This window comes from Cedecea sp. FDAARGOS_727, from assembly GCF_012273235.1.
In the GTDB taxonomy this organism is placed as follows: Bacteria; Pseudomonadota; Gammaproteobacteria; order Enterobacterales; family Enterobacteriaceae; genus Cedecea; species Cedecea davisae.
Window position 1 is genome coordinate 1,936,074 of sequence record NZ_CP050966.1, and the last position, 26,335, is coordinate 1,962,408.

Here is a 26,335-nt window from a genome sequence, read left to right on the forward strand (position 1 = left end):
TGGGCAACAAACGCAGTCCGGCATACTACAACTTCAACCAGAAAAATCGTATTGAATACTGCTATTGAATGAGGCTGGTTGTGCTTCTGTTTGTGAAAGGACTACTTTGTGCCGTATGCATGTGACCGGGAAAGCCGCAATAAAAAAACCGCCTGGCGGCGGTTTTGGGCAGTCTGAATACTTAGAGGGTATCAGGCATGTGCATGGCGATGTTTCATCATGGCGCGAACCGGCTGGCGAATTGTGGTGGAGATAGCCAGGGACAAAATCAGCAGGGCGAAGATGACGCAGAAGGTCACATAGAAGCCGCCGAACAGCGAAGCGATAATAGAGCCGCAGATGCTGCCGATACCGAAGCCCAGGTAAATCACACCGTAGTTTTTAGTCAGGTTGTTCAGGCCGAAGAATTCGCTCACCAGAGAAGGGTATACGGTGATGGTGCCGCCGAAGTTAAAGGCAACGCAGGCGATGGCCGCGAAGAAGGTTGCTTCGTTGAGCGGGGCGAACAGCAGGGCTGCCATACCCACCAGAGAAATTACCTGGCCGATAGTAATAACGCGAATGCGGGCGATTTTGTCTGACAGGATACCGAGCACCAGGCGACCGCTGAGGTTCGCGATAGAGATAACGGTTACCGCGTTGGCGGCGGACAGGGCATCCAGGTGTACCATTCCCTGAGCGATATCTTTTGCTACGCCGATAACGTACAGGCCGCTCATGCAGGCGGTCAGGAACATCAGCGCCAGCATCCAGTATTGTGGTTGACGCATAGATTCGGCGAGGGTGAAGTCTGCTTTTGCCACGCCGCCAGCGGTTTTGGTTTCCTGGAGCGGAGCATCTTTCATCATGGTGGCGCCGAACAGCACCATCACCATTGCCAGGCCACCCCAAATCATGAAGGTGTTTTCCAGGCCGTAGGCCGCCATCAGGTGAGTATCAATATATTTGAAGCCCAGGCTACCGAGGCCGTAAGCGCCGATGGAGAAGGCAGAAATCAGGCCTTTACGCTCGGGGAACCACTTCACGCAGTTGGAAAGCGTTAACAGGTAACCCGCGCCGTCCGCCAGACCGACCAGCACGCCAGCGGTTAGCCACAGCATCATCAGGTTGTTTGCGTGAGCGGTGAAGAACAGCCCCGCGCCAAGCAGCACGCCCGCCGCCATCGTCACTTTGCGAACCCCGAAGCGGTCCTGCAGCTTGCCCGCTACGGAGGAAGAGATGGCAAGACCAAGGCTCAGCAGGCCGAAGGAGAAAGCGACCTGGCTGATAGGGGCGTTGAGCTTGTCGGACAGCGCGCTGTTGAACAGGCTCCAGGTATAAACGGAACCCAGAGCGAACTGGGTAATGATGGTGCCGATAAGAGTTAACCAGCGTGTACGGTTGTAGGTGGCAGTATTCATGGCAGGTGTCCTGCGAATCTAAGGGAAGTTATCTGCCGCCTACGATAGCGAAGTGCAGTTTATTCCAGGAGAAAACGGCATGAAATGCGTGGAGAACGGAATGAAATGCATCCCTGAGGGTATGAATGACCTTGAAAGCGGTTTTTACTTTTCGTTTGTTAGTGCCTACTATCGTTGTATGGTGCGTATTTGCTGTATATTAAATGTTAAATCATAAGTGAGATGTGGTTAACAGTTTGCAAAAATGTCGCCGGGAAAGAGCCTTACTTTGATTCGATCAAGGTTGTGAATCTTGCGGGATTCGCTATTGTCCTGGTACTAGATTTGTTCGCCGATGCGAAAAAATAATCAGGGAGCAGAATATGGAACGTTGTGGCTGGGTGACTCAGGATCCGCTGTATCTTGAGTATCACGACAAAGAGTGGGGCGTGCCGGTAACCGACGGGCAAAAGCTGTTCGAGATGATCTGTCTCGAAGGCCAGCAGGCCGGGCTTTCCTGGATTATCGTGCTGAAAAAACGCGAGAATTATCGCCGCCGTTTTAGAGACTTTGATCCCTATGCCGTTGCGCTTATTCAGCCGGAAGAGATTGAAGAGCTGATGCAGGATGCGGGCATTATCCGGCATCGGGGGAAAATTGAAGCCATCATTAATAACGCCAAAGCGTTTCTGGCGATGGAAGCAAACGGCGAAAAATTCCCCGAATTCGTCTGGTCGTTTGTCCACAATACTCCTCAGGTGAGGCATGCCGCCACGCTGAGCGAAATCCCGGCCTTTACCCCAGCGTCGGATGCATTATCTAAAGCGCTAAAAAAACGCGGCTTTAAATTCGTAGGCTCGACTATCTGCTACTCTTTTATGCAGGCCTGTGGGCTGGTAAACGATCACGTTACCGGCTGCTTCTGTCATCCGGACCACGGCTGATGATCCGCCGTTTTGAGTTATCGGAAATGGATGTTCTGATGGCGCTGTGGCTCGAGAGCACAATCGCCGGGCACCCCTTTATCGCCGAAAGTTACTGGCGTGAGAGCGAAAACCTGGTACGCAATGTTTATATTCCGCAGTCAAAAACCTGGGTTTACCTGCAACAGGAAAGGCTGGTGGGGTTTATCAGCGTCATGGAGAAGCAGTTTATCGGCGCGCTGTTTGTGGCCCCGTCCTGCTGCGGGCAAGGGATTGGCGGTGCGCTGCTTGAGCAGGCTAAAGCCGAATATCCGGCTTTAAGCCTTGAGGTGTACCAGAAAAACCGGAAGGCGGTGCATTTCTACCACCGCCACGGCTTTCACATCGAGGAAAGCGCGTGGCAGGAAGAAACGCAGCACCCGACCTGGATTATGGGCTGGCAGGCGGGTCAAAAGCGGTAACAACCGGCGGCTGGCCGGTAAACTTCTCTGCCCAGACCAGCGAATTATTTGCCGCACAGCCGTTTGCGAGGCGCGAAGACGGGATATCCATCGTCAGCACGTTAACGGCCCCGTTTTTACACAGCTGATTTTCGTCGAGATCGGGCCACGCACCCTGATGAATGCAAACCACGCCTGGCCTGATGCCGTCCGTAACCTGAGCACCAACCAATACCTGCCCACGAGCGTTCCAGACGCGAACTAAATCACCATCTGCGATGCCGCGAGCTTTTGCGTCATCCGGGTGTAGCGTGATGGGTTCTCGCCCGGCAACAGTGTATTGGTCGCGCAGCGTGGCATAGTTGAGCTGGCTGTGCAGGCGGTGAGCCGGATGCGAGGAGAGCAGCTGAAGCTGGCCGGACTCGGCGTTGCCCTGCCACTCATCAGGGGCCAGCCAGCTCGGATGCGGAGGACAATCCTCATAGCCAAAGCTTGCTATACGCTCGGAATAGATCTCAATTTTACCGCTCGGCGTTTTCAGCGGGTTCGCCTGAGGATCTTCCCGGAAGGCGGAGAAGCGAATAAATTCTGCATTTTTCGCATTTTCCGGCATTTCTATCAGCTGGTTAGCTTCCCAGAATTCACTGAATGCTGGCAGCGTAATGTGCTGTGCGGCTCCCCGCTGGCGAGCTATCTCATAAAAGCTTTCCAGCCATTCAAGTTCGCTTTTACCTTCGTTAAAGCGCAGTTTTCCGCCCGCTTCCCATATTTCGCTCAGTTCGGCGAAAATATCGAAATCGTTACGTGCTTCGCCCTGGGCCGCAACAACCTGCTTCATCGGCACCAGATGCTGGTTGCTGTAATCTCCGGTCATCGTCATGTCGTTGCGTTCAAACGAGGTGGTTACCGGCAGCACGATATCGGCGTGCTTAGCTGCCGCCGTCCAGAAGCATTCGGAGATGACGATAAACTCAGGCTTTTGCCATGAGGCAGCCAGGCGATTAGTGTCCTGATGATGGGTAAAGTTGCTGCCGCCCGCCCACCAAAGCATGCGAATGTCCGGGAAGGTGTACTGCCGACCGTTGTGCTGATAAACGCCACCCGGATTCTCCAGCGCCTCGACAATGCGCGCCACCGGTATTTTATCTACCGCGTCGGTTCCCCCGGCCAGAGAGCCTTGCAGCGAACCGAGAACCGCCGCGCTGCGGGTTGGGTTGCCGCCGTTAGCAAAGTGGTAGGAGAGGCCGAACCCGCCGCCCGGCGTGCCTATCTGGCCCAGCATTGCCGCCAGCGTCACCAGCATCCAGTGTTTCTGCTCGCCGTACTGCTGGCGCTGCATGCCCCAGCCCGCCATCAGCATGGTGCGCTGGCCGCTGAACAGCGTCGCCAGCTTCTCGATTTTCTCTGCCGGAATGCCGCATATTTCTGCCGCCCAGGCCGCGCTTTTCGGCGTGCCGTCGCGGGTGCCAAGCAGATAGGCTTCAAACTTGTCGTAGCCGGTGGTGCAGCGTTGCAGAAACTCAGTATCGTGCTTATTAAGCGCGACGAGCGTATGGGCGATGCCAAGCATCAGCGCCACGTCGGTGCCCATATGCGGCGCAATCCAGTCAGCATGCTCGCCAAAAAAATCCACGGTTTCGGAGCGCATCGGGTCGATGGCAATAATGGTTTTTCCGCTGTTTTTGAGCTGCTCAAAAAACTTCACGCCCTGCTCGTCGCTGGCGTTCCATGCAATTTTTAATGTATTTAGCGGATTAGCGCTCCACAGCACCACAACTTCGCTGTTCTCAAGCAGCAGCGGCCAGCTGGTCTGCTGCTGGTAAACCTCACTGGAGCCGACGACATAGGGCATGATCACCTGCGCGGCGCCGGTAGAGTAGTCGCCTGAGTGCCCGGTGTAGCCGCCCGCCAGGCTCATGTAGCGCTGAAGCAGGGTGGAGGCTTTATGCAACACGCCGTTAGAGCGCCAGCCATAGGAACCGGCAAAAATCGCCGCCGGGCCGTAGCTCTCCCTGATGCGTTTATGCTGCCGGTGGATAAGCTCAAGGGCCTCATCCCAGCTGATGCGCACATACTCGTCCTTTCCTCGAATGCCCTGTGGGCTATTCGGGGAGGCCAAAAATCCTTTTCGCGCCATCGGAAACGCCACTCGCGCTTTGCTGTGTACCTGGTCCGGAACAGCCGTTTGTAACGAGTTGAGGTGGCCGGTTTCCAGCGCTCCGCGCGAGCTATAAACCCGCTTGCCGTCGGTTTCAACCAGCATCGGCCCCCAGTGCGCGGCGGTGAGGATCTGTTTGCGTGAAGAAGATGAGTTTGCCAATTTGGGCTCCGCGTTTGCAGGTGGTGGGCTGCGCCCACGCATATTATTTACAACTATCAGAATACTTCCCGGAATTTTCTACACGATCCGCCGTCATAATCAATCGCCGATATCGTATACGGCCAAGGATTCATAAGGATTGAAGGAAAGAAGATGAAAAAACGCGTCATGATTATGGCTGCCGTGGTTTGCGGCACCTTAGCGGTTTCAGGCTGCACCACTAACCCTTACACCGGCGAAAGCCAGGCGGGCAAATCCGGCATCGGAGCCGGGATTGGTTCGCTGGTGGGTGCGGGAGTCGGCGTGCTCTCTTCGTCGAAAAAAGATCGCGGCAAAGGCGCTCTTATTGGCGCGGCGGCCGGTGCGGCACTGGGCGGCGGCGTGGGTTATTACATGGATGTGCAGGAGGCGAAACTGCGCGACAAAATGCGCGGAACCGGCGTCAGCGTGACCCGTAACGGCGACAATATCGTGCTCAATATGCCGAACAACGTTACCTTCGACAGCAGTAGCGCGACGCTGAAGCCCGCAGGCGCGAATACCCTGACCGGCGTTGCGATGGTGCTGAAAGAGTATCCGAAAACGGCGGTAAACGTCGTGGGCTATACCGACAGCACCGGCAGCAACGAGCTGAACATGCGTCTTTCTCAGCAGCGTGCTGACGGCGTAGGCAGCGCGTTGATTACCCAGGGCGTGGACGCCAGCCGCGTTCGCACTTCCGGCGCTGGCCCGGCGAACCCTATCGCCAGCAACAGCACTGCCGAAGGCAAAGCGCAGAACCGCCGGGTAGAAATCACTCTTAGCCCTTTGGGGTAAATTGAATCAGACGGTGGGCCTGGCAACAGCAAACCCGCCGCCGGGAGCCGCTACCCTGCTGGTATTTTTAGTAGTGGTAGCGGCAGGCTACGATAATCAGGCGATCTTCTTTAACGGTATAAACCAGCCGATGCTCTTCATCTACGCGGCGTGACCAGAAACCTGCCCAGTTAAATTTCAGCGGCTCAGGTTTGCCCAGGCCCTGAAACGGCGTTCGTTTGATATCTTTAATGAGATCGTTAATGCGCTTCACCCTTCTTTTATCGCTGGCCTGAAACCAGAGATAGTCCTCCCAGGCCTGACGGTGCCAGCAGAGGATCATTCGATAAGGTCTCGTTCTGTATACCGATCGTTATTGATATCTTCTATGGCCTGATTCAGACGCGCGGCGTTGGCCGGAGAACGCATCAGATAAGCCGTCTCCTCCAGAGAGTTATATTGCTCTTCACTAAGTAGCACGCAGTTGCCTCCATTCTGTCGGGTTATCAGGACTGGTGCCCGATCGTCTATTGCATTTTGCATGGTATCTGCCAGCTCCTGCCGAGCTTTACTGTAGGTGATTGTGCGCACGGAAACCCCCGGGATGTACAATATTTCCATCAGTATATAATTTATACAGATATTGTACAGTTTTGAGTACAATGCGCCGCCGTAAACACTCTATTCCCTCTCGACTTCCGATCACAGTCTTTGTTTTTAATTCAGGAACCTGGCTCGCAAACTATTGTGCTAAATCGCATTTATTTTCTGGAGATGCAGCTATAAGCTGATAAAAAAACCGGCAACAGAGTGCCGGTTTTGCTGATGATAACGTCGCGTAAAAATTACTGCGGATAAGGCACCCAGTCGCCGCCGCTGAGCCGAACATACGGCTTATCCTGGTATTTCAGCACCACCGCCGTGGCGTTTTCAGAGACCGGTGCGGTTTGCGGCAGGTTGCCGGTTAACGCATTCCAGTCCACCTGGTCTGCCACGAAATTTTTGCCGTCAACCGAACGGGAAACCAGCTCCGAAATGGCCAGATAACTGCTCGGCTGGCTGATTTCGACAGCCTCTCCCTGATGCGGAGCCTTCATCCCAACAAATTTTACGCCTGCCGGAACGTGGGTGATGTCCGGGCTCGGGATGTCACGCAGGCCGGAGACCTGCATTTTATCGCCTTTCAGCGCCGCGCCGTGCTCTGGCACAATCACTACCATCACTTTGCGGTCCGACTTTTCAAGCTCGGTCAGGAACGAGTCCAGCTCGTCAAACAGCTTTTGCGCCCTGGCTTTATAGTCGGCGGTTTTGCTATTGCCCGGATAATGGTTGCCGTCGTGCAGCGGCACCAGATTATAGAAGGTGGCGGTACGCGGGTTAGCGCCGTCGTTCTGTTCGCCCTGCAACCAACGATGTAGCACCGCCGTGTCGTCATAAATTTGTGAGCCATCGAAGGCGAGCAGCCCACTCGGCAGCCCGCCCTGGTCCATCAGCGGAACCTGAACGCCGCCGTACTCACGGACTTCTTTCAGGAAATCACCGAACACGCCGTTATGATCCATTATCAGCTGCTGTTTAAAGCCCAGACGGGCAAGATCATCAAACAGATAGCACTGATTACCGGCAGGCTCGTAAAGCCCTTTATGAGAAGACTGGCCGCAGCTGGCACGCAGCAGGCGAATAGCCGCCGGGCCGCTGTAGGAGGTGGCCGAGTTAAAGTTTTTGAACAGAATATCGAAGTGTTTCCACAGCGGGTGTGAATCCAGGCCGACCGCTTCAATGTCCGACCATGAAAGCGAGCAGATATTTATTATCAGCAGCTCAAAAGGCTGAGCGTCCGCGGGCAGCGCGTCCGGGAATTTGGTCTGCCGTTTGGCTTCGCCGGCATAAAAACTGTTCAGCCAGGCGGTAATGTTATCGCTGGTGGGAGGGGCGGTCTGTGCCGGAATGTCGCCGGGCACCGGAGCCGGAGCCGCACCGGAAGCTGCCGGTGCGCCGGTATTAACCGAAGCGGTAGTTTGTGCGGCGGAAGGCAGCAGGGAGATAGCTGGCCCGGCCACGGTTAACAGGTTAAGCCAAACCAGAATTGCGACCACAAATACCGTCACGCGCAGCCATTGTGAGACAAAAAGCCAGGCAACCAGCAGCACAAAGGCGGCACCTATCATCTGCCAGTTAATAAACCGGGTAACCAGGTCAACGAGATAGGCAAAGCTAAAACCGGCGACCTGCGACCCCTGGCTAATAATGCTGTCGGGGCCGGGCAGCCAGGTATCGTGCCAGAAAAGCCCGATACCGATGGGCAGCGCTATCCAGTTACGCAGCTTGTGGAGGTTAATCGGCGGCAGCGGGAACAGTAAAAAGGCGAGAAAGACCAGGTTTGCCAGCGGGTGAAAATTGAGATAGCCGGTCCACAGCAGCCCAAATTTCAGCAGAAAGTAGTAGTTCCAGCCGCCCAGCCCGCGCCAGTATTGCCGGAAAGATGCGAGCGGTTTTGCCGTTTGAGCGTGATTAGTCATGTTGGTGGTCTGCCTTGACTGAAGCCCGGCGCAGCGTTCCGGCCGGTTTGACGTAGCGTGGTTTTAGAAACATTAACCGTACTGAATTGCTCAGCCGGGGAAGCCAGCGGTGGGCGGTGTAGCCCAGCGGGATAAAGATAATCGCGCAAAGCACAACCAGCTGAATGATGTCGGTGATATTCATCATGATGTTTGCTCCCCGGCGGTATCGTCAAGCAGGGTGATTGCGGTGGGCTGGCGGCGCCAGCCGTGGCCCTCGCGGCTTACCTGAGGCACGGCATTTTGGTTGAGGGTTGCGGCAAGAGGTTTAGCCCATTTTTCCGGGCGCATGGCCTGCATCTGTAACACCTCTGCGGCTATCTGGCCGTCTTCGTACCACACCATGCGGTTGGTGAAGATATCGTTAACCGGCAGCGGGAAGATATGGTTCAGGGCGGTATCGAGATCGTTAATACGGCAGAACGAAAGGAACAGCACCAGCCGGTTTTCGCCGAGCGTGACGATATCGCCCATGCGGTTTGGGCGGCACAGCGTAAGCGCCTGTTCAACGCGTAGCCCCGGTACCGGGCGCAGGGCAACCATTACGCCCTTACCGTCCTGGGGCAGCAGCGAGTTATTCATCAATGCCGCTATGCCGTTGCAGAACGTTTCCCAGGGCTGGTAGCCGCGCAGTTTTAACGGCTGCATCTGGTCGATGAGCACGCCAATTTCTTCCGGTACGTGGCGGGTAAATTTAACGCCCTGAATGCTTTCTATCATCGTCAGACAGCGGGAGAGCGGCGCGTTCCACGGAATGATAAGCGTAGCCCCGCAGCCGAGCATCAGGCGTTCGTCCGTGGCGCGCAGGCTGGCATGATTTTCACGTACGATCAGCTTCAGCGCGCTACCTCGCTGGCGGCGCAGGGCGTGGATTTGCCGGGCAATGCTGTTTATTTGGCTGTTTTGCGTCAGGGAAAAAATGATTGTCGCCGCCTGGGCGCTTCTCGCCGCTTCAAACAGCTGCTCGTTATTTTCAAACAGCTGCCAGTTTTCGGACAGGGCGGGTGCGCCTTCCAGCACGGCAATATGGCTCATCACCCGCTTTTCATCGCTGCGGGGCTGAGGCGTATTTTCAACGTTTTCCACCACCTGCCAGCTTTGCTTATGCCACTGGACATCGAGCTGTTGATCGGCGGTCACCCCTCTTTCGTTGCACCAGAAGGCAACGTCATAGCGGTGAATGTCCGTTTGCGCCCGCAGGCTGGCAAGGCCGGACAGGCTGCGGTGTTCGTTAATTAATAACGAAAACTGTTTGTCGATATTATTTCCAACATTCACAAACAGCAGGCTGCAATTGTGGCGCTTTGTCCATCGCCCAATAGAATGAATCCAGCGAAGCAAAGAGGCGCTGGGTATATTTTCCCAGACATTATCTGAACTCAACAGGATAAATAAATAATTTTTCGGATTAACGCTACACATTAAATCTTGGGGCATGCAGTTTAGACCATTATAAGAATTTGGCATGGAAAAAAGATCAATTTTTTTGGGGCCGTGAAGTGCGTCCAGTTTTATTATCTTTTTGGGCTTTTCTCCCATCGTAATAACCGCAATGTTATCCTGCTCTTTTTGCTTTGAAATGGTTTGATTAATCAAGGTGATGGCGTCATCTCTGCGCCCCACATCCAGCCACCAGACTCCACCGGTCGGCATGTGGCTTAATTCGTCCCACAAAGATGTAATGCCAAGCGAGAATATGGGTTCCATGACTTTCACCTGGGTATAAATTTAGTATACATGTCAATTTACTAGCGCACGTTGAGAAATAAATCTACCCTTAAAAATAAATCTCACCCGCTTTAGTATTGTAAATCACACTGCATTTTCTGCATCTTTGTCTTTAATTGTTGATAACAATGATTTGCCTGAGGATGGTAGGGGTAATGTCCGAGAATGAAACTGATGATGTTCAGGAGGGTAAACTTGTGTATGCCTTCCAGAATGATTTTCTGGCGCTAAGCAAAGCTTTTTCGATACCTGAAATAGATTACACAGATATCTCTCAGCGAGAGCAACTGGCGGCGGCAATTAAGCGCTGGCCGCTGCTGGCGGAGTTAACGCAACAATAGGGAGCGTGCCTGATGGCGGTCATTGGGTTACAGGGGTTGCGCGGTGGAGTAGGAACCACCTCTATCACTGCGGCGCTGGGCTGGTCATTGCAGCAGCTTGGGGAGACGGTGCTGGTGATTGATACCTCGCCGGATAACCTGCTGCGCCTGTTTTTTAATATTGATTTCGCCAACCCTCAGGGCTGGGCGCGCGCCATGCTGGATAATCAGGACTGGCGTAAAAGCGCATGGCGCTATACCAGCCATCTGGACGTGCTGCCGTTTGGCAAGCTTAGTCCGGCGGAGCGTGAGACCTTCTCCTCGGTAGAAACCGCATTGGGCCAGTTCAGCCATTACCTTGCCGACCTGAAAGAAAGCCAGCGCTACCGGTGGATTCTGGTAGACCTGCCGCACGGGTTTGAAGCCCTGACGCGCCAGCTGCTTAGCGAAACGGACAGCGTGCTGACGGTAGCCAAGCCTGACTCCAACTGCCATACCCGTTTACACCAGCAGGCCCTGCCTCAGGGCGCGCATTTGCTGGTGAACTATTTGCTGGTCGCCAGCCAGCTGCAGGACGATATCTATCAACTCTGGCTGCAAAGCCAGCGCGCGATGATCCCGATTATTCTTCACCGCGATGAGGCGATGGCCGAAAGCGCGGCGGTGAAACAGCCTCTGGGGGAATACCGCCCGGACTCGCTCATCGCTGAAGAGATGATGACGCTCGCCAACTGGTGCCTGCTGAATCTGCCTGGGAAGGATATATGAGCAGCATAGCGTCGTGGCTGTTGCTCCCCGCTGCCAGCCAGCGGCTGGGGGAACGTTATCTCACCTTTCGCCGCAACGGCGCTCCTCCGTTTAGCGCCGCGCTTGGCTGCCTGTGGCTGATTGTGGCCTGGTCCCTGTTGCCGCTGGAGGGAGAGCGCTGGAGCCGGGTCCGCGACGAACACCATAGGCTTTATCCCCACATCAACCCCAATAAACCGCGCCCGCTGGACTTCCTGCGCTACGGTATTCAAAGCGCCTGGCTGCTGCTGTTTTCTCAGCGGCGGGTTGGGCGCCCACGCCTGCGCTCATTCGGCCGTATGCAGGCATGGCGCGAGAGCTGGCACGGCTGGCTTGATAAACTCCCGGAAAGCTTTAGCCAGAAGACTCAGCACCTCGAAGATGAGAAAGAGCTGGGACATATCAGCGATACCGCCCGGCGCATTATTCTCGGCGTTATCGTCGTGTTCTCCTCCGTTCTGGCGCTGTTGTGTATTACCCAGCCGTTTAACCCGCTGGCGCAATTTATCTTCCTGATGCTGCTGTGGGGCGTGGCGCTGCTGGTGCGTCGCCTGCCGGGGCGCTTCTCTGCCCTGATGCTGATAGTGCTGTCGCTCACCGTCTCCTGTCGCTACATCTGGTGGCGCTACACCTCGACCCTGAACTGGAACGAACCTGTCAGCCTGGTGTTTGGCCTTGTCCTGCTGTTCGCCGAAACCTATGCCTGGCTGGTGCTGGTGATGGGCTATTTCCAGGTTGTCTGGCCGCTTAACCGCCAGCCGGTGCCGATGCCGAAAGACATCAACACCTGGCCGGTGGTGGATATCTTTGTCCCGACCTATAACGAAGACTTGCACGTCGTGAAGGGCACGATTTATGCCTCGATGGGTATCGACTGGCCTAAGGACAAGCTCAATATCTGGATCCTGGACGACGGCGGCCGGGACGAGTTTAAGCAGTTTGCCGATATGGTCGGGGTGAACTACATCGCCCGTACCACTCATGAACATGCTAAAGCCGGGAATATTAATAACGCCCTGAAGCACGCCAAAGGCGACTTTGTGGCGATTTTTGACTGCGACCATGTGCCGACACGCTCGTTCCTGCAACTGACTATGGGCTGGTTCTTCAAAGAGAAACAGCTGGCGATGATGCAGACCCCGCACCACTTCTTCTCCCCGGACCCGTTTGAACGCAACCTCGGGCGTTTTCGCAAAACGCCTAACGAAGGCACGCTGTTTTATGGCCTGGTGCAGGACGGAAATGATATGTGGGACGCCACCTTCTTCTGCGGCTCCTGCGCCGTTATACGCCGCGGGCCGCTGGATGAAATTGGCGGGATTGCGGTCGAAACGGTTACCGAAGATGCCCACACTTCTCTGCGCCTGCATCGCCGGGGTTATACCTCTGCTTATCTGCGGATCCCGCAGGCGGCGGGCCTGGCGACGGAAAGCCTCTCGGCGCATATTGGGCAGCGTATTCGCTGGGCGCGGGGCATGACGCAAATCTTCCGCCTGGATAATCCGTTCTTCGGCAAAGGGCTGAAGTTCGCCCAGCGGCTCTGCTACGCCAACGCCATGTTCCATTTCCTCTCCGGGGTGCCGCGGCTCATCTTCCTGACCGCACCTCTGGCGTTTCTGCTGTTCCACGCCTACATCATTTATGCCCCGGCGATCATGATTGCCCTGTTTGTGCTGCCGCACATGATCCACGCCAGCCTGACCAACTCGAAAATTCAGGGCAAATACCGCCATTCTTTCTGGAGTGAAATCTACGAAACGGTGCTGGCGTGGTACATCGCCCAGCCGACCCTGGTGGCGCTGTTTAACCCGCATAAAGGCAAGTTCAACGTTACCGCAAAAGGCGGTCTGGTCGAGAACGAGTATGTGGATTGGGTCATCACCAGGCCGTATCTGATGCTGGTCCTGATAAACCTGCTCGGCGTGGTTGTGGGCGCGTGGCGTTTCTTCTACGGCCCTGAAAATGAAGCGCTAACGGTGGTCGTCAGCCTGCTTTGGGTGTTCTACAACCTGATAATCCTTGGCGGCGCGGTGGCGGTTTCAGTTGAGAGCAAGCAGGTCAGGCGGGCGCACCGCGTTGAAATAGCCATGCCTGCGGCGCTTGCCCGTGAAGACGGGCACCTGTTCCCGTGTACGGTTCATGACTACTCCGACGGCGGCGTGGGGATCAAAATTCATGGGCCTGCTCAGGTGCTGGAAGGGCAGAAGATCAACCTGCTGCTGAAGCGTGGCGCGCAGGAATATTTCTTCCCGGCGCAGGTGGTCCGCGTGTTTGGGGATGAAGTCGGCCTGCAGCTGGCTCAGATGACGACCCGGCAACATATTGATTTTATCCAGTGTACTTTTGCCCGGGCCGATACATGGGCGCTGTGGCAGGACAGTTTCCCCGAGGATAAGCCGCTGGAAAGCCTGCTGGATATTCTCAAACTTGGCTTCCGGGGCTACCGCCATTTGGCCGAGTTTGCCCCGCCGTCTTTGAAATTTATTTTCCACGCCATCACCGCGCTGGTGGACTGGGTTGTGTCATTTATTCCGCACAACCCGGTCGCTAAACCGGCAAAAACTGCAATGGCCTAACTTTGATGAAAACGCGATGAAAAGAAAAATATCCTGGTTTTGCGCAGCGGCGGTAGGCATGAGCGCCCTGCCTGTTACAGCGGTGAATGCGGCTGATGCGACGCCGACCCCAACGGTGCCGACGGTGGCTACGGCAAACCAGGCGGCGGTGACACCTGCGCCTGCTCAGACGGAGGCGCTAATACCGGCTACTCCGCCGGATGCTGCGGCTCAGGTGGGGCAAGTGCTGCCGGGCGTGACCGGAGAAAATGCGCCGATCGTCGCCGAAAACATCCCTTCGCGCGATGTAAAACTGAATTTCGCACAAATCGCGCCGCCGCCGGGCAGTATGGTGCTACGCGGCGTCAACCCGACCGGCTCGGTCGAGTTCGGCATGCGCAGCGATGAGGTGGTGTCCAAAGCCCTTCTGAACCTCGAGTACACGCCTTCTCCGGCGCTGCTGCCGGTGCAGTCGCAGCTGAAGGTTTATCTTAACGACGAGCTGATGGGCGTTCTGCCGGTGACCAAAGAGCAACTGGGCAAGAAAACTTTCGCCCAGGTGCCGATTAACCCGCTCTACATCACCGACTTTAACCGCGTGCGGCTGGAGTTTGTCGGTCATTATCGCGATATCTGTGAAAACCCGGCCAGCACCACATTGTGGATGGACGTCGGGCGCAGCAGCTCTCTGGCGCTGACCTACCAGCGGCTGGCGGTGAAAAACGATCTGTCGCACTTCCCGATACCTTTCTTTGACCCACGCGACGACCGCCCGCTGACCCTGCCTTTTGTTTTCGCCGCCAGCCCGGATATAGAGCAGCAGCGTGCCGCCGGGATTGTGGCCTCATGGTTTGGCTCCCGCACCGCCTGGCGGGGCCAGAGCTTCCCGGTATTGTATAACCAGCTGCCGGACAGCAACGGCATCGTGTTTGCCACCAACGATAAGCGGCCCGACTTCCTGCGTGACCACCCGCCGGTGAAAGCGCCAACCGTTGAAATGATTAACCATCCGGGCAACCCGTATATCAAGTTGCTGGTGGTCTTTGGCCGCGATGATAAAGACTTGCTGCAGGCCGCCAAAGGCATCGCTCAGGGGAATATTCTGTTCCGGGGCAGCAGCGTCACCGTCGACGACGTGAAGCCGCTGCTGCCGCGCCAGCCATACGACGCGCCAAATTGGGTACGAACCGACAGGCCAATTACCCTCGGCGAGCTAAAAACCTACCAGGAGCAGCTTCAGTCCAGCGGGCTGGAACCTGCCGCTATTAACATCACGATGAATCTGCCGCCGGATCTCTATCTGCTGCGCAGCAACGGTATCGATCTGAACCTGAAATATCGCTATACCGCACCGGCGATGAAGGACAGCTCGCGCATGGACATCAGCCTGAACAACCAGTTCCTGCAATCGTTCAACCTGACGCCGAACGAAGAAAATAACAAGCTGCTGCTACGCCTGCCGGTGTTACAGGGGCTGCTGGACGGCAAAACCGATGTGGCGATCCCGGCTTTGCGCCTGGGTGCCGCCAATCAGCTGCGCTTTGACTTCCCGTACATGAACCCGATGCCGGGTGGCTCAATTGAGAACTGTATTACCTTCCAGCCGGTGCAGAACCACGTTGTGGTTGAGGACGAATCGACCATCGATTTCTCCAACTACCACCACTTTATCGCGATGCCGGATCTGCGCTCGTTTGCTAATGCGGGCTTCCCGTTCAGCCGCATGGCCGATCTGTCTCAAACTATCGTGGTCGTAGGCAAAACGCCTGAACCAGCGCAGATGACCGCCCTGCTGGATACGCTCGGCACCCTTGGCTCCCAGACCGGGCTTCCGGCGCTGAATGTCGATTTGACCGATGACGGCAGCGCTATTCAGGGCAAAGATGCCGATATCATAATAATCGGCTCTATTCCGCCGGGCCTGAAGGATGATAAACGTATCGATCTGCTGGTCGAGGCGGCGCAGAGCTGGGTGAAAACGCCGGTTCGCCAGTCGCCTCTGCTGAGTGCGGTTTCTGACCCGAACGATCGCGTGGCCGATATACAGACCACGGTATCCTCCGCCGGCCCGATGGCCGCTATTGTTGGATTCCAGTCACCGTATAACGACCAGCGCAGCGTTCTTGCTCTGTTGGCTGATAGCCCGCGTGGTTATGAGTTGTTGAACGGCGCGTTAAATGACAGCGGTAAGCGAGCGGCAATTTCGGGCTCGGTTGCGGTGATCCGCGAGTCCGGGGTGAATAGCCTTCGCGTAGGTGATATTTACTATGTCGGCCATTTGCCGTGGTTCGAGCGTATCTGGTACGCGCTGTCTAACCACCCGGTTCTGCTGGCGATTTTCGCGGCAATAAGCGTTGTGCTGCTGGCCTGGGTGCTGTGGCGAGTGCTGCGTATTCTTAGCCGCCGCCGTATCGACCCGGAAGACGAGTAATTGCCATGAGATTAAGGTCTGCGCTGCTAATGGCAGGGCTGATGTTGATAGCCGTCAGCGGGCGGGCGGCCTGTAACTGGCCCGCCTGGGAACAGTTCAGGCAGAACTATATCAGTGACCAGGGAAGGGTTATCGACCCGAGCGACGAGCGCAAAATCACCACCTCCGAGGGGCAAAGCTATGCGCTGTTTTTTGCCCTGGTCGCCAACGATCCTGACATGTTCGACAGGCTATTGCGCTGGACCGAGAACAACCTCGCAGAAGGGGCGCTGAAAGCCCATCTTCCCGCCTGGCTGTGGGGAAAGGATGAAAAGGGTGAATGGACGGTGCTGGACAGCAACTCTGCCTCGGATGCCGATATGTGGATAGTCTGGAGCCTGCTGGAGGCCGGAAGGCTGTGGAAAAAGCCCGATTATATCCGCCTCGGCGAGCAGTTGCTCAAACGCGTCGCCAAAGAGGAAGTGGTCAAAATCCCGGGGCTCGGTTTTACGCTTTTGCCCGGTAAAGTCGGCTTTAATCATGCCCCTGCGTGGCGGCTGAACCCAAGCTACATTCCGCCGCAGGTGTTGCAACGCGTTGTTCGCTATGAAGGGCCATGGCCCGCCATGAGAGCCGCAAACCAGCGTTTGCTTCTGGAAACGGCCCCCAAAGGCTTTTCGCCAGACTGGGCCAGCTGGCAACAGGGTAAAGGTTGGCAGTTTAATGAAGATGACAGCCGCTACGGCAGCTATAACGCTATTCGTGTGTATCTCTGGGTCGGCATGATGGCCGATAACGATCCGCACAAGGCACTGCTGCTTAAACGGTTCCAGCCGATGGCCGACCTTACGACGAGGCAGGGCGTGCCGCCGGAAAAAGTTGATGTGAAAAGCGGCATTGCCCGGGGCAAAGGACCGGTTGGTTTCTCTGCCGCCATGCTGCCCTTTTTACAGGACGGCAATGCGCGTGAGGTCCAGCGCCAGCGGGTAAACGATAACTTTCCACAGGCGGATGCCTACTACAGCTTCGTCTTGACGCTCTTTGGTCAGGGATGGGACCAAAAACGTTTTCGCTTTAATTCTCTGGGTGAATTACTCCCGGGCTGGGGGCAGGTATGCGCAGGTTCTCATTAAGTTTTATCGCCCTCTCGCTGGCCATAGCGCTGACACCGGCAGCTCAGGCCGCGCTGACGCCTCAGCAGCAGCTACTTGAGCAGGTGCGGCTTGGCGAGGCCAGCAAGCGCGAAGATATTGTGCGCCAGTCGCTTTACCGGCTGGAGCTGATGGCGCCTGACGACCCGGACGTTATTGCCGCCCGTATGCGCTACCTGCTGCGCCAGGGTGACAACGCCGGAGCGAAAAAACTGCTAGACCGGCTGGCAAAGCAGGCGCCGGACTCCGACGAATACAAACAGTCGCAAACCACCATGATGCTGACCGGTGCAGAAGGCCGCCAGCAGCTACAGCAGGCGCGTTTGCTGGCGACCAGCGGGCATACCGATGAAGCTATCGCGGCTTACGAAAAGTTGTTTAACGGCAACCCTCCGGCTGGTGACCTGGCGATTGAATACTGGACGCTGATGGCCAGGCGGCGTTAATCAGGCCATTGATAAGTTAAAAGCGCTGGATGCGGCAGCGCCGGGCAACGCCGAGCTTCGGGGAAGCCTTGCGCGGCTGATGTTTGCCAACGGCCGCAGCGCCGAGGCGTTTCAAATTCTGGAGCAGATGGCGAAGTCTGATACCAGCCGTGAAGATGCCGCGACGCTTTGGTACAACCAAATAGACAGCCTTCCCGCAGGGCCGATAAGCGTTGCCGCCCTGCAGCGCTTCCTGACCGTTTTTAGCGATGGAGATACGGTGACCACCGCCCGTGCGCGGCTCGAGCAGCAGCAAAAACAGCTGGCTGACCCTGCATTCCGCGCCCGCGCCCAGGGGCTTGCCGGGGTAAGCAGTGGCGGTGGGAGTAAAACTATCGGGCAGCTGAAAGAGGCGTTAAGTGCTAAGCAAAACGACAGCGAGGTTGTGGGCGCGCTCGGGCAGGCTTATTCCCAGCAGGGCAACCGCGCCCTGGCGGTACAGCAGTTCCAGAAAGCCATTCAGATGGACCCTGACAGCGACAATCGCGGCAAGTGGGACAGCCTGCTAAAAACCAACCGTTACTGGCTGCTTATCGAGCAGGGGGACGCCCTGCTGAAGGCTAATAATCCTGATGCAGCACGCCTCAAATATCAGCAGGCGCAGTCGGTTGATAACACCGACAGCTATGCGGTGCTGGGCTTTGGCGATGTGGCCGTGGCCAAAAAAGATGACGCCAGCGCCGAACGCTATTACCAGCAGGCTCTGCGGATGGATCGCGGCAACAGCAACGCGGTTCGCGGTCTGGCTAATGTCTACCGCCGCCAGTCCCCGGAGCGGGCTATGGCCTATATTCAAAGCCTGTCGGCCAGCCAGCGCCGCAGTATCGATGATATTGAGCGCAGTATTACGGGCGAGCGCCTTGAACAGCAGGCCAGCGCGCTGGAAAGCCAGGGCCAATGGGCGAGGGCTGCGCAGGTGCAGCGTCAGCGTTTGCAAATGGATCCGGGCAGCGTGTGGATAACTTATCGCCTGGCAAACGATCTTTATTCGGCGGGGCAGCATAGCGAGGCCGATGGCCTGATGCGCGGGCTTGCTCAGCGTAAGCCGGGCGATCCTGAACAGGTTTATGCCTACGGGCTTTATCTGTCCGGCAATGATAATGATGCGGCGGCGCTCAGCCATCTCGATACGCTGCCAAAAGCGCAGTGGAACGACAATATCCAGGAGCTGGCGAGCCGGTTGCGGTTCAACGAGGTGATGCAAACGGTGAATCGCCTGCGGGATGGCGGCAAAGAGCCAGAAGCTATCGCGTTGCTACGCCAGCAGCCGGTTTCCGACCGCGTAGACCTGACTCTGGCAGACTGGGCAGCAGAGCGCGGTGACCGCGCTGAGGCTAAAAATCAGTATCAAAAAGTGTTGCAGCGCTCTCCGGCAAACGATGATGCCCTGCTCGGGCTAACCGAGGTGCTGATTGCCGATGGCGATAATGTTCAGGCCCGTGCGCAGCTGGCGAAACTGGAGCAGGCTCCGACGGCAGAAGCACCGACAATCAATACCCAACGGCGGGTAGCCAACGCGTGGGCCGCGCTGGGCGACAATAGCAGGGCTGAAAAAACCTTTGCGCCTATTCTGGCAAGTGCTAAACGGCAGCCGCCTTCCATGGAAAGTGCGCTGGTGATGCGCGATGCCGCAAGCTTCCAGGCTGCTAACGGCCAGCCACAGCAGGCGCTGGAAACCTATAAAGATGCGATGGTTGCATCGGGCGTTACCGACAAACGCCCGATGGATAACGACAGTTTTACCCGCCTGACCCGCAACGATGAGAAAGACGACTGGCTGAAGCGCGGGGTGCGTAGCGATGCCGCTGACCTTTATCGTCAGCAAGATGTGAACGTTACCCTCGATCATGAATACTGGGGATCCAGCGGTACGCCGGGCTACTCTGACCTGAAAGCACATACTACGATGCTGGAAGTTGATGCTCCGCTAAGCGACGGGCGAATGTGGTTCCGTACCGATATGGTAAACATGGATGCCGGGTCGTTTAAAGATGGCGGCGCGGGCTACCATGAGCGCTGGGGGACCTGTAACGAACATACCTGCCACGGTAACACCAACCAGAGCGCCAACGGCGCAAGCCTGGCGGTGGGCTGGAAAAATAACACCTGGCAAACGGATGTCGGCACTACGCCGCTAGGTTTTGACGTTGTTGATGTTGTCGGCGGCATTAGCTACAGCAACGATCTCGGCCCGTTTGGCTACACCGTTAATGCTCACCGGCGGTCCATCTCCAGCTCGCTGCTCTCTTTCGGCGGGCAGCGCGATCCGAATACTAATACCGTATGGGGCGGCGTGCGTGCCACGGGGGGCGGGCTTAGCCTCAGCTACGATAAAGGTGAAGCGAACGGCGTGTGGTCGAGCCTGAGCGCGGACTCGCTGACCGGTAAAAACGTTGCCGATAACTGGCGTGTACGCTGGATGACGGGTTATTACTACAAGCTTATCAATGAGAATAACCAGCGGCTGACCGTTGGCCTCACCAATATGGTCTGGCACTACGAAAAAGATCTCAGCGACTATTTCCTCGGCCAGGGCGGCTATTACAGTCCGCAAAAATACCTCTCGTTTGCCGTGCCGGTGATTTGGCGCAAGCGTACGGAGAACTGGTCCTGGGAGTTGGGCGCTTCCGGCTCGTGGTCTTATTCCCACAGTAATGCGGGCCGACGCTACCCTCTCCCTGATTTAGTGCCGAACGATCTGAATCCTTTGCCCAGAGGCAACCCCGTGGGCTACCCGGATCGCAACGAGCCTTTCGCCGCCAGCAGCAGCAACGGCTTTGGCTACACCGCCAGGGCGCTGGTGGAGCGCCGTATCAGCTCGCACTGGTCAATCGGTGCCGGGTTTGATATTCAACAGGCCAAGGATTACACCCCAAGCCATGCGCTGATTTTTGTTCGCTATTCAATGGGGGGATGGCAGGGTGATATGGATATGCCGCCGCAGCCGCTGGTGCCTTATGCGGACTTCTGATTAACGGCTTATGAAGGTGGCGGGATTGCTCTTGTCGCCTGCTAATTCGGACGAAACTCAGCCGGTTTTGCCGGTAAAAGCAGAATTACCCGATTATCCTGCCGCCAGGATTAAAACCTGTGACAATGCAGTATACTCTGCGGGCATAAGAATATCCTGATGCCGGGCGTGGCGTGGGTTAAGCAATATCGGAGAGTCAGCTTGCGAGTCAGTCGTTCCTTAACGATAAAACAGATGGCTATGGTGTCGGCCGTGGCCCTGGTCTTTATTTTCATTTTTATCGTCATTCAGCTGTTCCATTTCGTTCAGCAAAGTCGGTACGACACCGCCATGCAGATGGAGAAAATCGCCCACTCCGTGCGCCTTCCGCTGTCTGACGCAATCCTGCGTGCCGATATTCCGCAGGCCGAAGCCATCCTGCATCAAATTCAGCCTTCGGGCATTATCAGCCGGGCGGACGTGGTGCTGCCGAATCAGTTCCAGGCGCTGCGCCTGAGCTTTATACCGGAGCACCAAATCCCGATGCTTATCGCCCGGGTGTTTGAGCTGCCGGTGCAGATATCCCTGCCGCTCTATTCGCTTGAACGACCGGCTAACCCGCAGCCGCTGGCCTACCTGGTGTTACAGGCCGATTCCTGGCGCATGTATCGCATCATCATCAGCACTATCTCCACGCTGTTAACCACCTATTTGCTGCTGGCGCTGATCCTCACCGTGGCGATTAGCTGGTGTATTAACCGGCTGGTTGTGCACCCAATCCGTAAAATTAGCCGCGAGCTTGATGGGCTTAACCCTCAGCAGGCAGGGGAGCACCAGCTGGCGCTGCCGCCGCTGCACCATGACGATGAAATCGGCATGCTGGTGCGCAGCTATAACCGCAACCAGCAGATAACCCAGCGTTTGCAGGAGCAGATGAACACCCTCAGCACCCGCAACCCGCTGACCGACCTGCCGAATAAAGCGCTGCTGATTGCGCTGCTTGAACAGATGGTGGCGAATGAAAAGCACGGAGCGCTGATGCTTATCGCCAGCGAGACGTTGCAGGATGCTGCCGGGGTGCTCAATGAAGAGCAGCGGGAAATGCTGCTGCTGACGCTGGTGGAGAAAATTAAGGCAGTATTGCCCGCCCATACCGTGCTGGCCCAGTTAAGCAGCAATGATTTTGCGCTACTGGCTTACGGCACCAGCGACCCGTGGTACGCCATGACGCTGGCACAGCAGGTTATGGAGACGCTGAACGAGCGGTTGCCGGTACAGGCCATTCAGCTTAAGCCGACTGCCAGCATCGGCATCGCGATGTTTAAAGCGGGCCTCAGCGCCGAGCAGCTATACCGCCGTGCCGCATCGGCAACGCTGTCGGCTCGCCGCCACGGTAAAAACCAGATCCAGTTCTTTGACCCGGAGCAGATGGAAAAAGCCCAGCGCCGCCTGACCGAAGAACACGACATTCTTAACGCGCTGGAAAAGCATAACTTTGCCGTCTGGCTCCAGCCGCAGGTAGATATGCGGGACGGCTCGGTCGTCAGCGCGGAAGTGCTGCTCCGCCAGCGCCAGCCCGATGGAAGCTGGAGCCTGCCGGACGGGCTTATCGAGCGTATTGAGGCCTGCGGCCTGATGATTACCGTCGGCAGTTGGATTCTTGAGGAGTCGTGCCGCACGCTGGCGGCCTGGCAAAGCCGCGGCATCACGCTGCCGCTGTCAGTCAATCTTTCGGCGCTACAATTGCTGCACGAAGAGATGGTGCCTTCGCTGCTGGAGTTGCTCAGCCGCTACCGTATTCAGCCGGGTACGTTGATTCTTGAAGTGACGGAAAGCCGCCGCATAGACGACCCTCAGGCGGCGGTGAATATCCTGCGGCCGCTGCGCCAGGCCGGGGTGCGTATTGCTCTGGACGACTTCGGCATGGGCTACGCCAGCCTGCGCCATCTGCACCATATGAAAGCGCTGCCGATAGACGTGCTGAAAATTGATAAAAGCTTTGTTGATGGGCTGCCTGAGGACAATGCGATGGTCGGCGTGATTATCGCCATGGCTAAAGCGCTGGAGCTGAAAGTGGTTGCCGAAGGCGTGGAGCAAGCCGCCCAGCGCGACTGGCTGCTGGAGCACGGCGTGACCCTTGCCCAGGGTTACCTGTTTGCTAAAGCCCGCACGCTTGAACAGTTTGAAAACGAGTTCCTGGCCGCCTGATTGTAAAAACAATAGTTACAAATGTTACGAGCTGTAGCGGTTCAGCTCAAATTTTTAACAACTCTGTTAACAAATTAGATCGAGGCCACTTCTGCGTTTTTTTTGGGGTGATATGTTGAGTGCCGCAGTACGACCGGTTCCGAATACGGCGCTGCGGTTACTCTCCGTTCAAGGATACTCTAATGAAAACCTCACTCTTCAAAAGCCTTTATTTTCAGGTTCTGACCGCGATTGCTATCGGCATTCTGCTCGGTCACTTTTACCCGGAATTGGGTGCCCAAATGAAACCGTTTGGCGATGCGTTCGTCAAACTGATCAAAATGATTATTGCGCCCGTCATCTTCTGTACCGTGGTGACCGGGATTGCTGGCATGGAAAGCATGAAGGCCGTTGGCCGCACCGGCGCGGTTGCGCTGCTCTACTTTGAAATTGTCAGCACTATCGCTCTGATTATCGGCCTGGTGGTGGTTAACGTGCTGCAGCCTGGCGCGGGTATGAACGTAGATCCCGCAACGCTGGATGCTAAAGCCGTGGCGGTTTACGCCGAGCAGGCTCAGCAGCAGGGCGTGATTGCCTTCCTGTTAGACGTTATCCCCGGCAGCGTTATCGGCGCTTTCGCCAGCGGGAATATCCTGCAAGTCCTGCTGTTCGCGGTGCTGTTTGGCTTCGCTTTGCATCGCCTGGGCCACAAAGGGCAGATTATCTTCAACGTTATCGAAAGCTTCTCTCAGGTCATTTTCGGTATCATCAACATGATTATGCGCCTGGCCCCTATCGGTGCATTTGGCGCGATGGCATTCACCATCGGCAAATACGGCGTTGGCTCCCTGGTGCAGCTGGGCCAGCTGATTGTCTGCTTCTATATCACCTGTATTCTGTTTGTGGTTCTGGTTCTGGGTTCGATTGCCCGTGCCACCGGCTTTAGCATCTTCAAATTTATTCGCTATATCAAAGAAGAACTGCTGATCGTGCTCGGGACTTCTTCCTCCGAGTCCGTACTGCCGCGCATGCTCGACAAAATGGAAAAACTCGGCTGTCGTAAATCGGTTGTGGGGCTGGTTATTCCGACCGGTTACTCTTTTAACCTCGACGGCACCTCGATTTACCTGACCATGGCCGCGGTATTTATTGCCCAGGCGACCAACAGCCATATGGATATCTTCCATCAGATAACGCTCCTCGTGGTGCTGCTGCTCTCCTCTAAAGGGGCGGCAGGGGTGACCGGAAGCGGTTTTATCGTGCTGGCGGCAACCATTTCTGCGGTAGGGCATTTGCCTGTCGCGGGGCTGGCGCTGATCCTCGGTATTGACCGTTTTATGTCCGAAGCACGCGCCCTGACCAACCTGGTCGGCAACGGCGTGGCAACCGTAGTGGTAGCCAAATGGGTGAAGCAGCTTGATGAGAAACAGCTTAAAGAGCAGCTGGATAACCCACAATCCGACAAAAAAGTGACCGAAGTCACCCACTAATCCGACCAATTGCCCGCAGCGACTTGCCCTCGCTGCGGGCAACTCTGCATAATTACCCCTAATACCCGTCATACTTCAAGTTGCAGGGATGTTGGCCGCACTCCCTCATCTCAGTCACTTACTCAAGTAAGCTTCTGAGGACCCACTCCTTTGTCGCCTACCTGCAACTCGAATTATTTAGGGTTTTAATTGTCTATTTTTCACTTTCAAAAGTGACGTTTCCGCAGAAGTGCGGTCAAACGGATTGGTGAAATGTCACTGATGTCGGTCTGCGGACGTCGAATGCCGCGCCGATGTGCTACTTTTAACCAGGATTGTTTTTAGGGGTTCACATGCAGGGCACCAAGATTCGACTTTTAGCCGGAGGCTTGCTGTTAGTTGCGGCCGCCGGTAACGTGCAGGCAGAAGCGCTCCAGCCAGATCCGGCCTGGCAACAAGGAACGCTGGCAAACGGCTTCCAGTGGCAGGTATTAGCCACTCCCCAGCGCCCGAGCGATCGAGTAGAAATTCGCCTGATGGTGAATACCGGTTCGCTTACCGAAACCGCTCAGCAAAGCGGCTACAGCCACTTTTTACCACGTATGGTGTTGACGCAGACCGGCGGTCTGCCAACAAGCCAGGCGCGTTCGCTATGGCAGCAGAGCAGCGACCCTGAGCGTCCGCTGCCCCCGGCAATTGTCTCTTATGACTTCACGCTGTTTAATCTCAGCCTGCCTAACAACCGCAATGACCTTCTGAAAGAAGCGTTGGCGTTTCTGGCAACCAATACCGGCACGTTAAACGTCGACTCCGATACAGTCGCCGCCGCGCTGCGCGCCCCGGATATGGTTGCAACCTGGCCGATGAACACCAAAGACAGCTGGTGGCGCTACCGTCTTAAAGGCTCCACGCTGCTGGGCCACGACCCTGCGGAAGACCTCAAGCGCCCGGTTGATGCCGCGCAGCTGAAAGCGTTTTACGACAAGTGGTACACCCCGGATGCGATGACGCTTATCGTGGTGGGCAATGTGGACAGCCGCAACGTTGCGGAGCAAATCAATAAAACCTTCGGCGAGCTGAAGGGGAAGCGTGAAACGCCTGCTCCGGTGGCAACGCTTTCTCCGCTGAAGCCTGAGCCGGTCAGCATGATGACCGGCAGCGTGCGTCAGGACAGGCTTTCTCTGATGTGGGACAACCAGTGGCAGCCGATTCGTGACTCTGCCGCGCTGCTGCGCTACTGGCGTGCCGACCTGGCTCGTGAGGCGCTGTTCTGGAACGTTCAGCAGAACCTCAGCAGCAAAAACGGCGGCAAAGATATTAATCTGAGCTTCGACTGCCGCGTGCTTTACCAGCGCGCCCAGTGCGGGATTAACATTGAGTCACCAAACAACAAGCTGAACAGCAGCCTGACCTCCGTGGGGCGTGAGCTGCTGAGAGTACGGGATAAAGGTCTGTCGCAGGAAGAGTTTGATGCGCTGATTGCCCAGAAGAAAAATGAGCTGACCAAGCTGTTTGCGACCTACGCCCGCACCGATACCGATGTGCTTATCAGCCAGCGTATGCGCTCATTGCAGAATCAGGTTGTGGACATCGCGCCGGAGCAGTATCAGAAGTTGCGCCAGGACTTCCTGGACAGCCTGACCGTGCCGATGATTAATCAGGATCTGCGCCAGCAGCTTTCCCAGGAGATGGCTCTGGTTCTGCTACAGCCCAAGGGTGAGCCCGAGTACAACATGAAGGATTTGCAGGAAACGTGGGAGAAGGTGATGGTTCCGGCAGCCGCGCCGCCCGTGACCGACGATCCTAAGCAGGATGTTTCGGATATTCCTCCGGCTTCTTAACGCGGGAACGGCCCTTCACTCCGCCCCTCTCCCCAAAA

18 protein-coding genes and 1 pseudogene are annotated in these 26,335 nt (G+C 56.3%); 12 read left to right on the forward strand and 7 right to left on the reverse strand.

Going from position 1 to position 26,335, the window contains the following annotated elements; genetic code table 11:
- Positions 1 to 191 precede the first annotated feature (191 nt).
- Positions 192 to 1,400 (reverse strand): MFS transporter, encoded by a 1,209-nt coding sequence (locus FOC35_RS09275; RefSeq protein WP_016538744.1) that lies wholly within the window; start codon positions 1,398 to 1,400, stop codon positions 192 to 194.
- A 362-nt stretch (positions 1,401 to 1,762) separates the two neighbouring features.
- On the opposite strand from FOC35_RS09275, the gene tag reads away from it, so the two are divergent.
- Entirely contained in the window at positions 1,763 to 2,323 is a 561-nt protein-coding gene (gene tag, locus FOC35_RS09280) for a DNA-3-methyladenine glycosylase I (RefSeq protein WP_172568748.1), read from the forward strand.
- Entirely contained in the window at positions 2,323 to 2,763 is a 441-nt protein-coding gene (locus FOC35_RS09285) for an N-acetyltransferase (protein ID WP_172568749.1), read from the forward strand. Before tag ends, FOC35_RS09285 begins: the two co-directional genes overlap by 1 nt.
- Here the strand turns inward: FOC35_RS09285 and FOC35_RS09290 are convergent.
- Positions 2,732 to 5,062, reverse strand: a complete 2,331-nt coding sequence (locus tag FOC35_RS09290) for a molybdopterin guanine dinucleotide-containing S/N-oxide reductase (protein ID WP_172568750.1) — start codon at positions 5,060 to 5,062, stop codon at positions 2,732 to 2,734. The two genes, FOC35_RS09285 and FOC35_RS09290, sit on opposite strands and share 32 nt — an antisense overlap.
- A 153-nt stretch (positions 5,063 to 5,215) precedes the next feature.
- On the opposite strand from FOC35_RS09290, the gene FOC35_RS09295 reads away from it, so the two are divergent.
- Positions 5,216 to 5,878 carry an OmpA family lipoprotein gene (locus FOC35_RS09295; RefSeq protein ID WP_016538737.1) on the forward strand — a complete coding sequence of 221 codons (663 nt, stop codon included), beginning with the start codon at positions 5,216 to 5,218 and terminating at the stop codon, positions 5,876 to 5,878.
- 67 nt (positions 5,879 to 5,945) lie between these two features.
- Here FOC35_RS09295 and FOC35_RS09300 read toward each other — a convergent pair whose 3' ends face one another.
- The 5 genes from FOC35_RS09300 to bcsE all read right to left on the reverse strand — a co-directional run bounded on the left by FOC35_RS09300 (position 5,946) and on the right by bcsE (position 10,122).
- Positions 5,946 to 6,200, reverse strand: a complete 255-nt coding sequence (locus tag FOC35_RS09300; protein WP_016538736.1) for a Txe/YoeB family addiction module toxin — start codon at positions 6,198 to 6,200, stop codon at positions 5,946 to 5,948.
- Positions 6,197 to 6,448, reverse strand: coding sequence for a YoeB-YefM toxin-antitoxin system antitoxin YefM (gene yefM, locus FOC35_RS09305; protein ID WP_039899469.1), 252 nt, complete (start codon positions 6,446 to 6,448; stop codon positions 6,197 to 6,199). Before yefM ends, FOC35_RS09300 begins: the two co-directional genes overlap by 4 nt.
- A gap of 254 nt (positions 6,449 to 6,702) precedes the next feature.
- Positions 6,703 to 8,376, reverse strand: a complete 1,674-nt coding sequence (gene bcsG, locus FOC35_RS09310) for a cellulose biosynthesis protein BcsG (RefSeq protein WP_172568751.1) — start codon at positions 8,374 to 8,376, stop codon at positions 6,703 to 6,705.
- Positions 8,369 to 8,560, reverse strand: a complete 192-nt coding sequence (gene bcsF / locus FOC35_RS09315) for a cellulose biosynthesis protein BcsF (RefSeq protein ID WP_244878537.1) — start codon at positions 8,558 to 8,560, stop codon at positions 8,369 to 8,371. Before bcsF ends, bcsG begins: the two co-directional genes overlap by 8 nt.
- Positions 8,560 to 10,122 (reverse strand): cellulose biosynthesis protein BcsE, encoded by a 1,563-nt coding sequence (gene bcsE, locus FOC35_RS09320; RefSeq protein WP_172568752.1) that lies wholly within the window; start codon positions 10,120 to 10,122, stop codon positions 8,560 to 8,562. The genes bcsF and bcsE overlap by 1 nt, the downstream gene beginning before the upstream one ends.
- A 176-nt stretch (positions 10,123 to 10,298) precedes the next feature.
- Between bcsE and bcsR the strand changes: the two genes are divergently transcribed.
- From bcsR to FOC35_RS09365, 9 genes and pseudogenes are all read left to right on the forward strand, one after another.
- Positions 10,299 to 10,484: a cellulose biosynthesis protein BcsR gene (gene bcsR, locus FOC35_RS09325; RefSeq protein WP_039898950.1), complete on the forward strand. Its 186-nt coding sequence runs from the start codon at positions 10,299 to 10,301 to the stop codon at positions 10,482 to 10,484.
- 12 nt (positions 10,485 to 10,496) lie between these two features.
- Positions 10,497 to 11,231 carry a cellulose biosynthesis protein BcsQ gene (gene bcsQ, locus FOC35_RS09330; RefSeq protein WP_016538730.1) on the forward strand — a complete coding sequence of 245 codons (735 nt, stop codon included), beginning with the start codon at positions 10,497 to 10,499 and terminating at the stop codon, positions 11,229 to 11,231.
- Positions 11,228 to 13,825 (forward strand): UDP-forming cellulose synthase catalytic subunit, encoded by a 2,598-nt coding sequence (gene bcsA / locus FOC35_RS09335; RefSeq protein WP_172568753.1) that lies wholly within the window; start codon positions 11,228 to 11,230, stop codon positions 13,823 to 13,825. Before bcsQ ends, bcsA begins: the two co-directional genes overlap by 4 nt.
- A gap of 16 nt (positions 13,826 to 13,841) precedes the next feature.
- Positions 13,842 to 16,235 carry a cellulose biosynthesis cyclic di-GMP-binding regulatory protein BcsB gene (gene bcsB / locus FOC35_RS09340; RefSeq protein ID WP_172568754.1) on the forward strand — a complete coding sequence of 798 codons (2,394 nt, stop codon included), beginning with the start codon at positions 13,842 to 13,844 and terminating at the stop codon, positions 16,233 to 16,235.
- 5 nt (positions 16,236 to 16,240) lie between these two features.
- On the forward strand, positions 16,241 to 17,347 hold the full coding sequence (bcsZ, locus tag FOC35_RS09345) for a cellulose synthase complex periplasmic endoglucanase BcsZ (RefSeq protein ID WP_172568755.1): 1,107 nt from the start codon (positions 16,241 to 16,243) through the stop codon (positions 17,345 to 17,347).
- Positions 17,329 to 20,821: pseudogene (gene bcsC / locus FOC35_RS09350) on the forward strand (cellulose synthase complex outer membrane protein BcsC). The gene bcsZ and the pseudogene bcsC overlap by 19 nt, the downstream one beginning before the upstream one ends.
- 201 nt (positions 20,822 to 21,022) lie before the next feature.
- On the forward strand, positions 21,023 to 23,008 hold the full coding sequence (gene hmsP, locus FOC35_RS09355; protein WP_216845783.1) for a biofilm formation regulator HmsP: 1,986 nt from the start codon (positions 21,023 to 21,025) through the stop codon (positions 23,006 to 23,008).
- Positions 23,009 to 23,190: 182 nt separating this feature from the next.
- A complete protein-coding gene (locus FOC35_RS09360) occupies positions 23,191 to 24,477 on the forward strand; it encodes a dicarboxylate/amino acid:cation symporter (protein ID WP_172568757.1) in 1,287 nt (428 codons plus the stop codon).
- A 332-nt stretch (positions 24,478 to 24,809) separates the two neighbouring features.
- Entirely contained in the window at positions 24,810 to 26,297 is a 1,488-nt protein-coding gene (locus FOC35_RS09365) for a pitrilysin family protein (protein ID WP_172568758.1), read from the forward strand.
- The last annotated feature ends 38 nt before the right edge of the window (positions 26,298 to 26,335 follow it).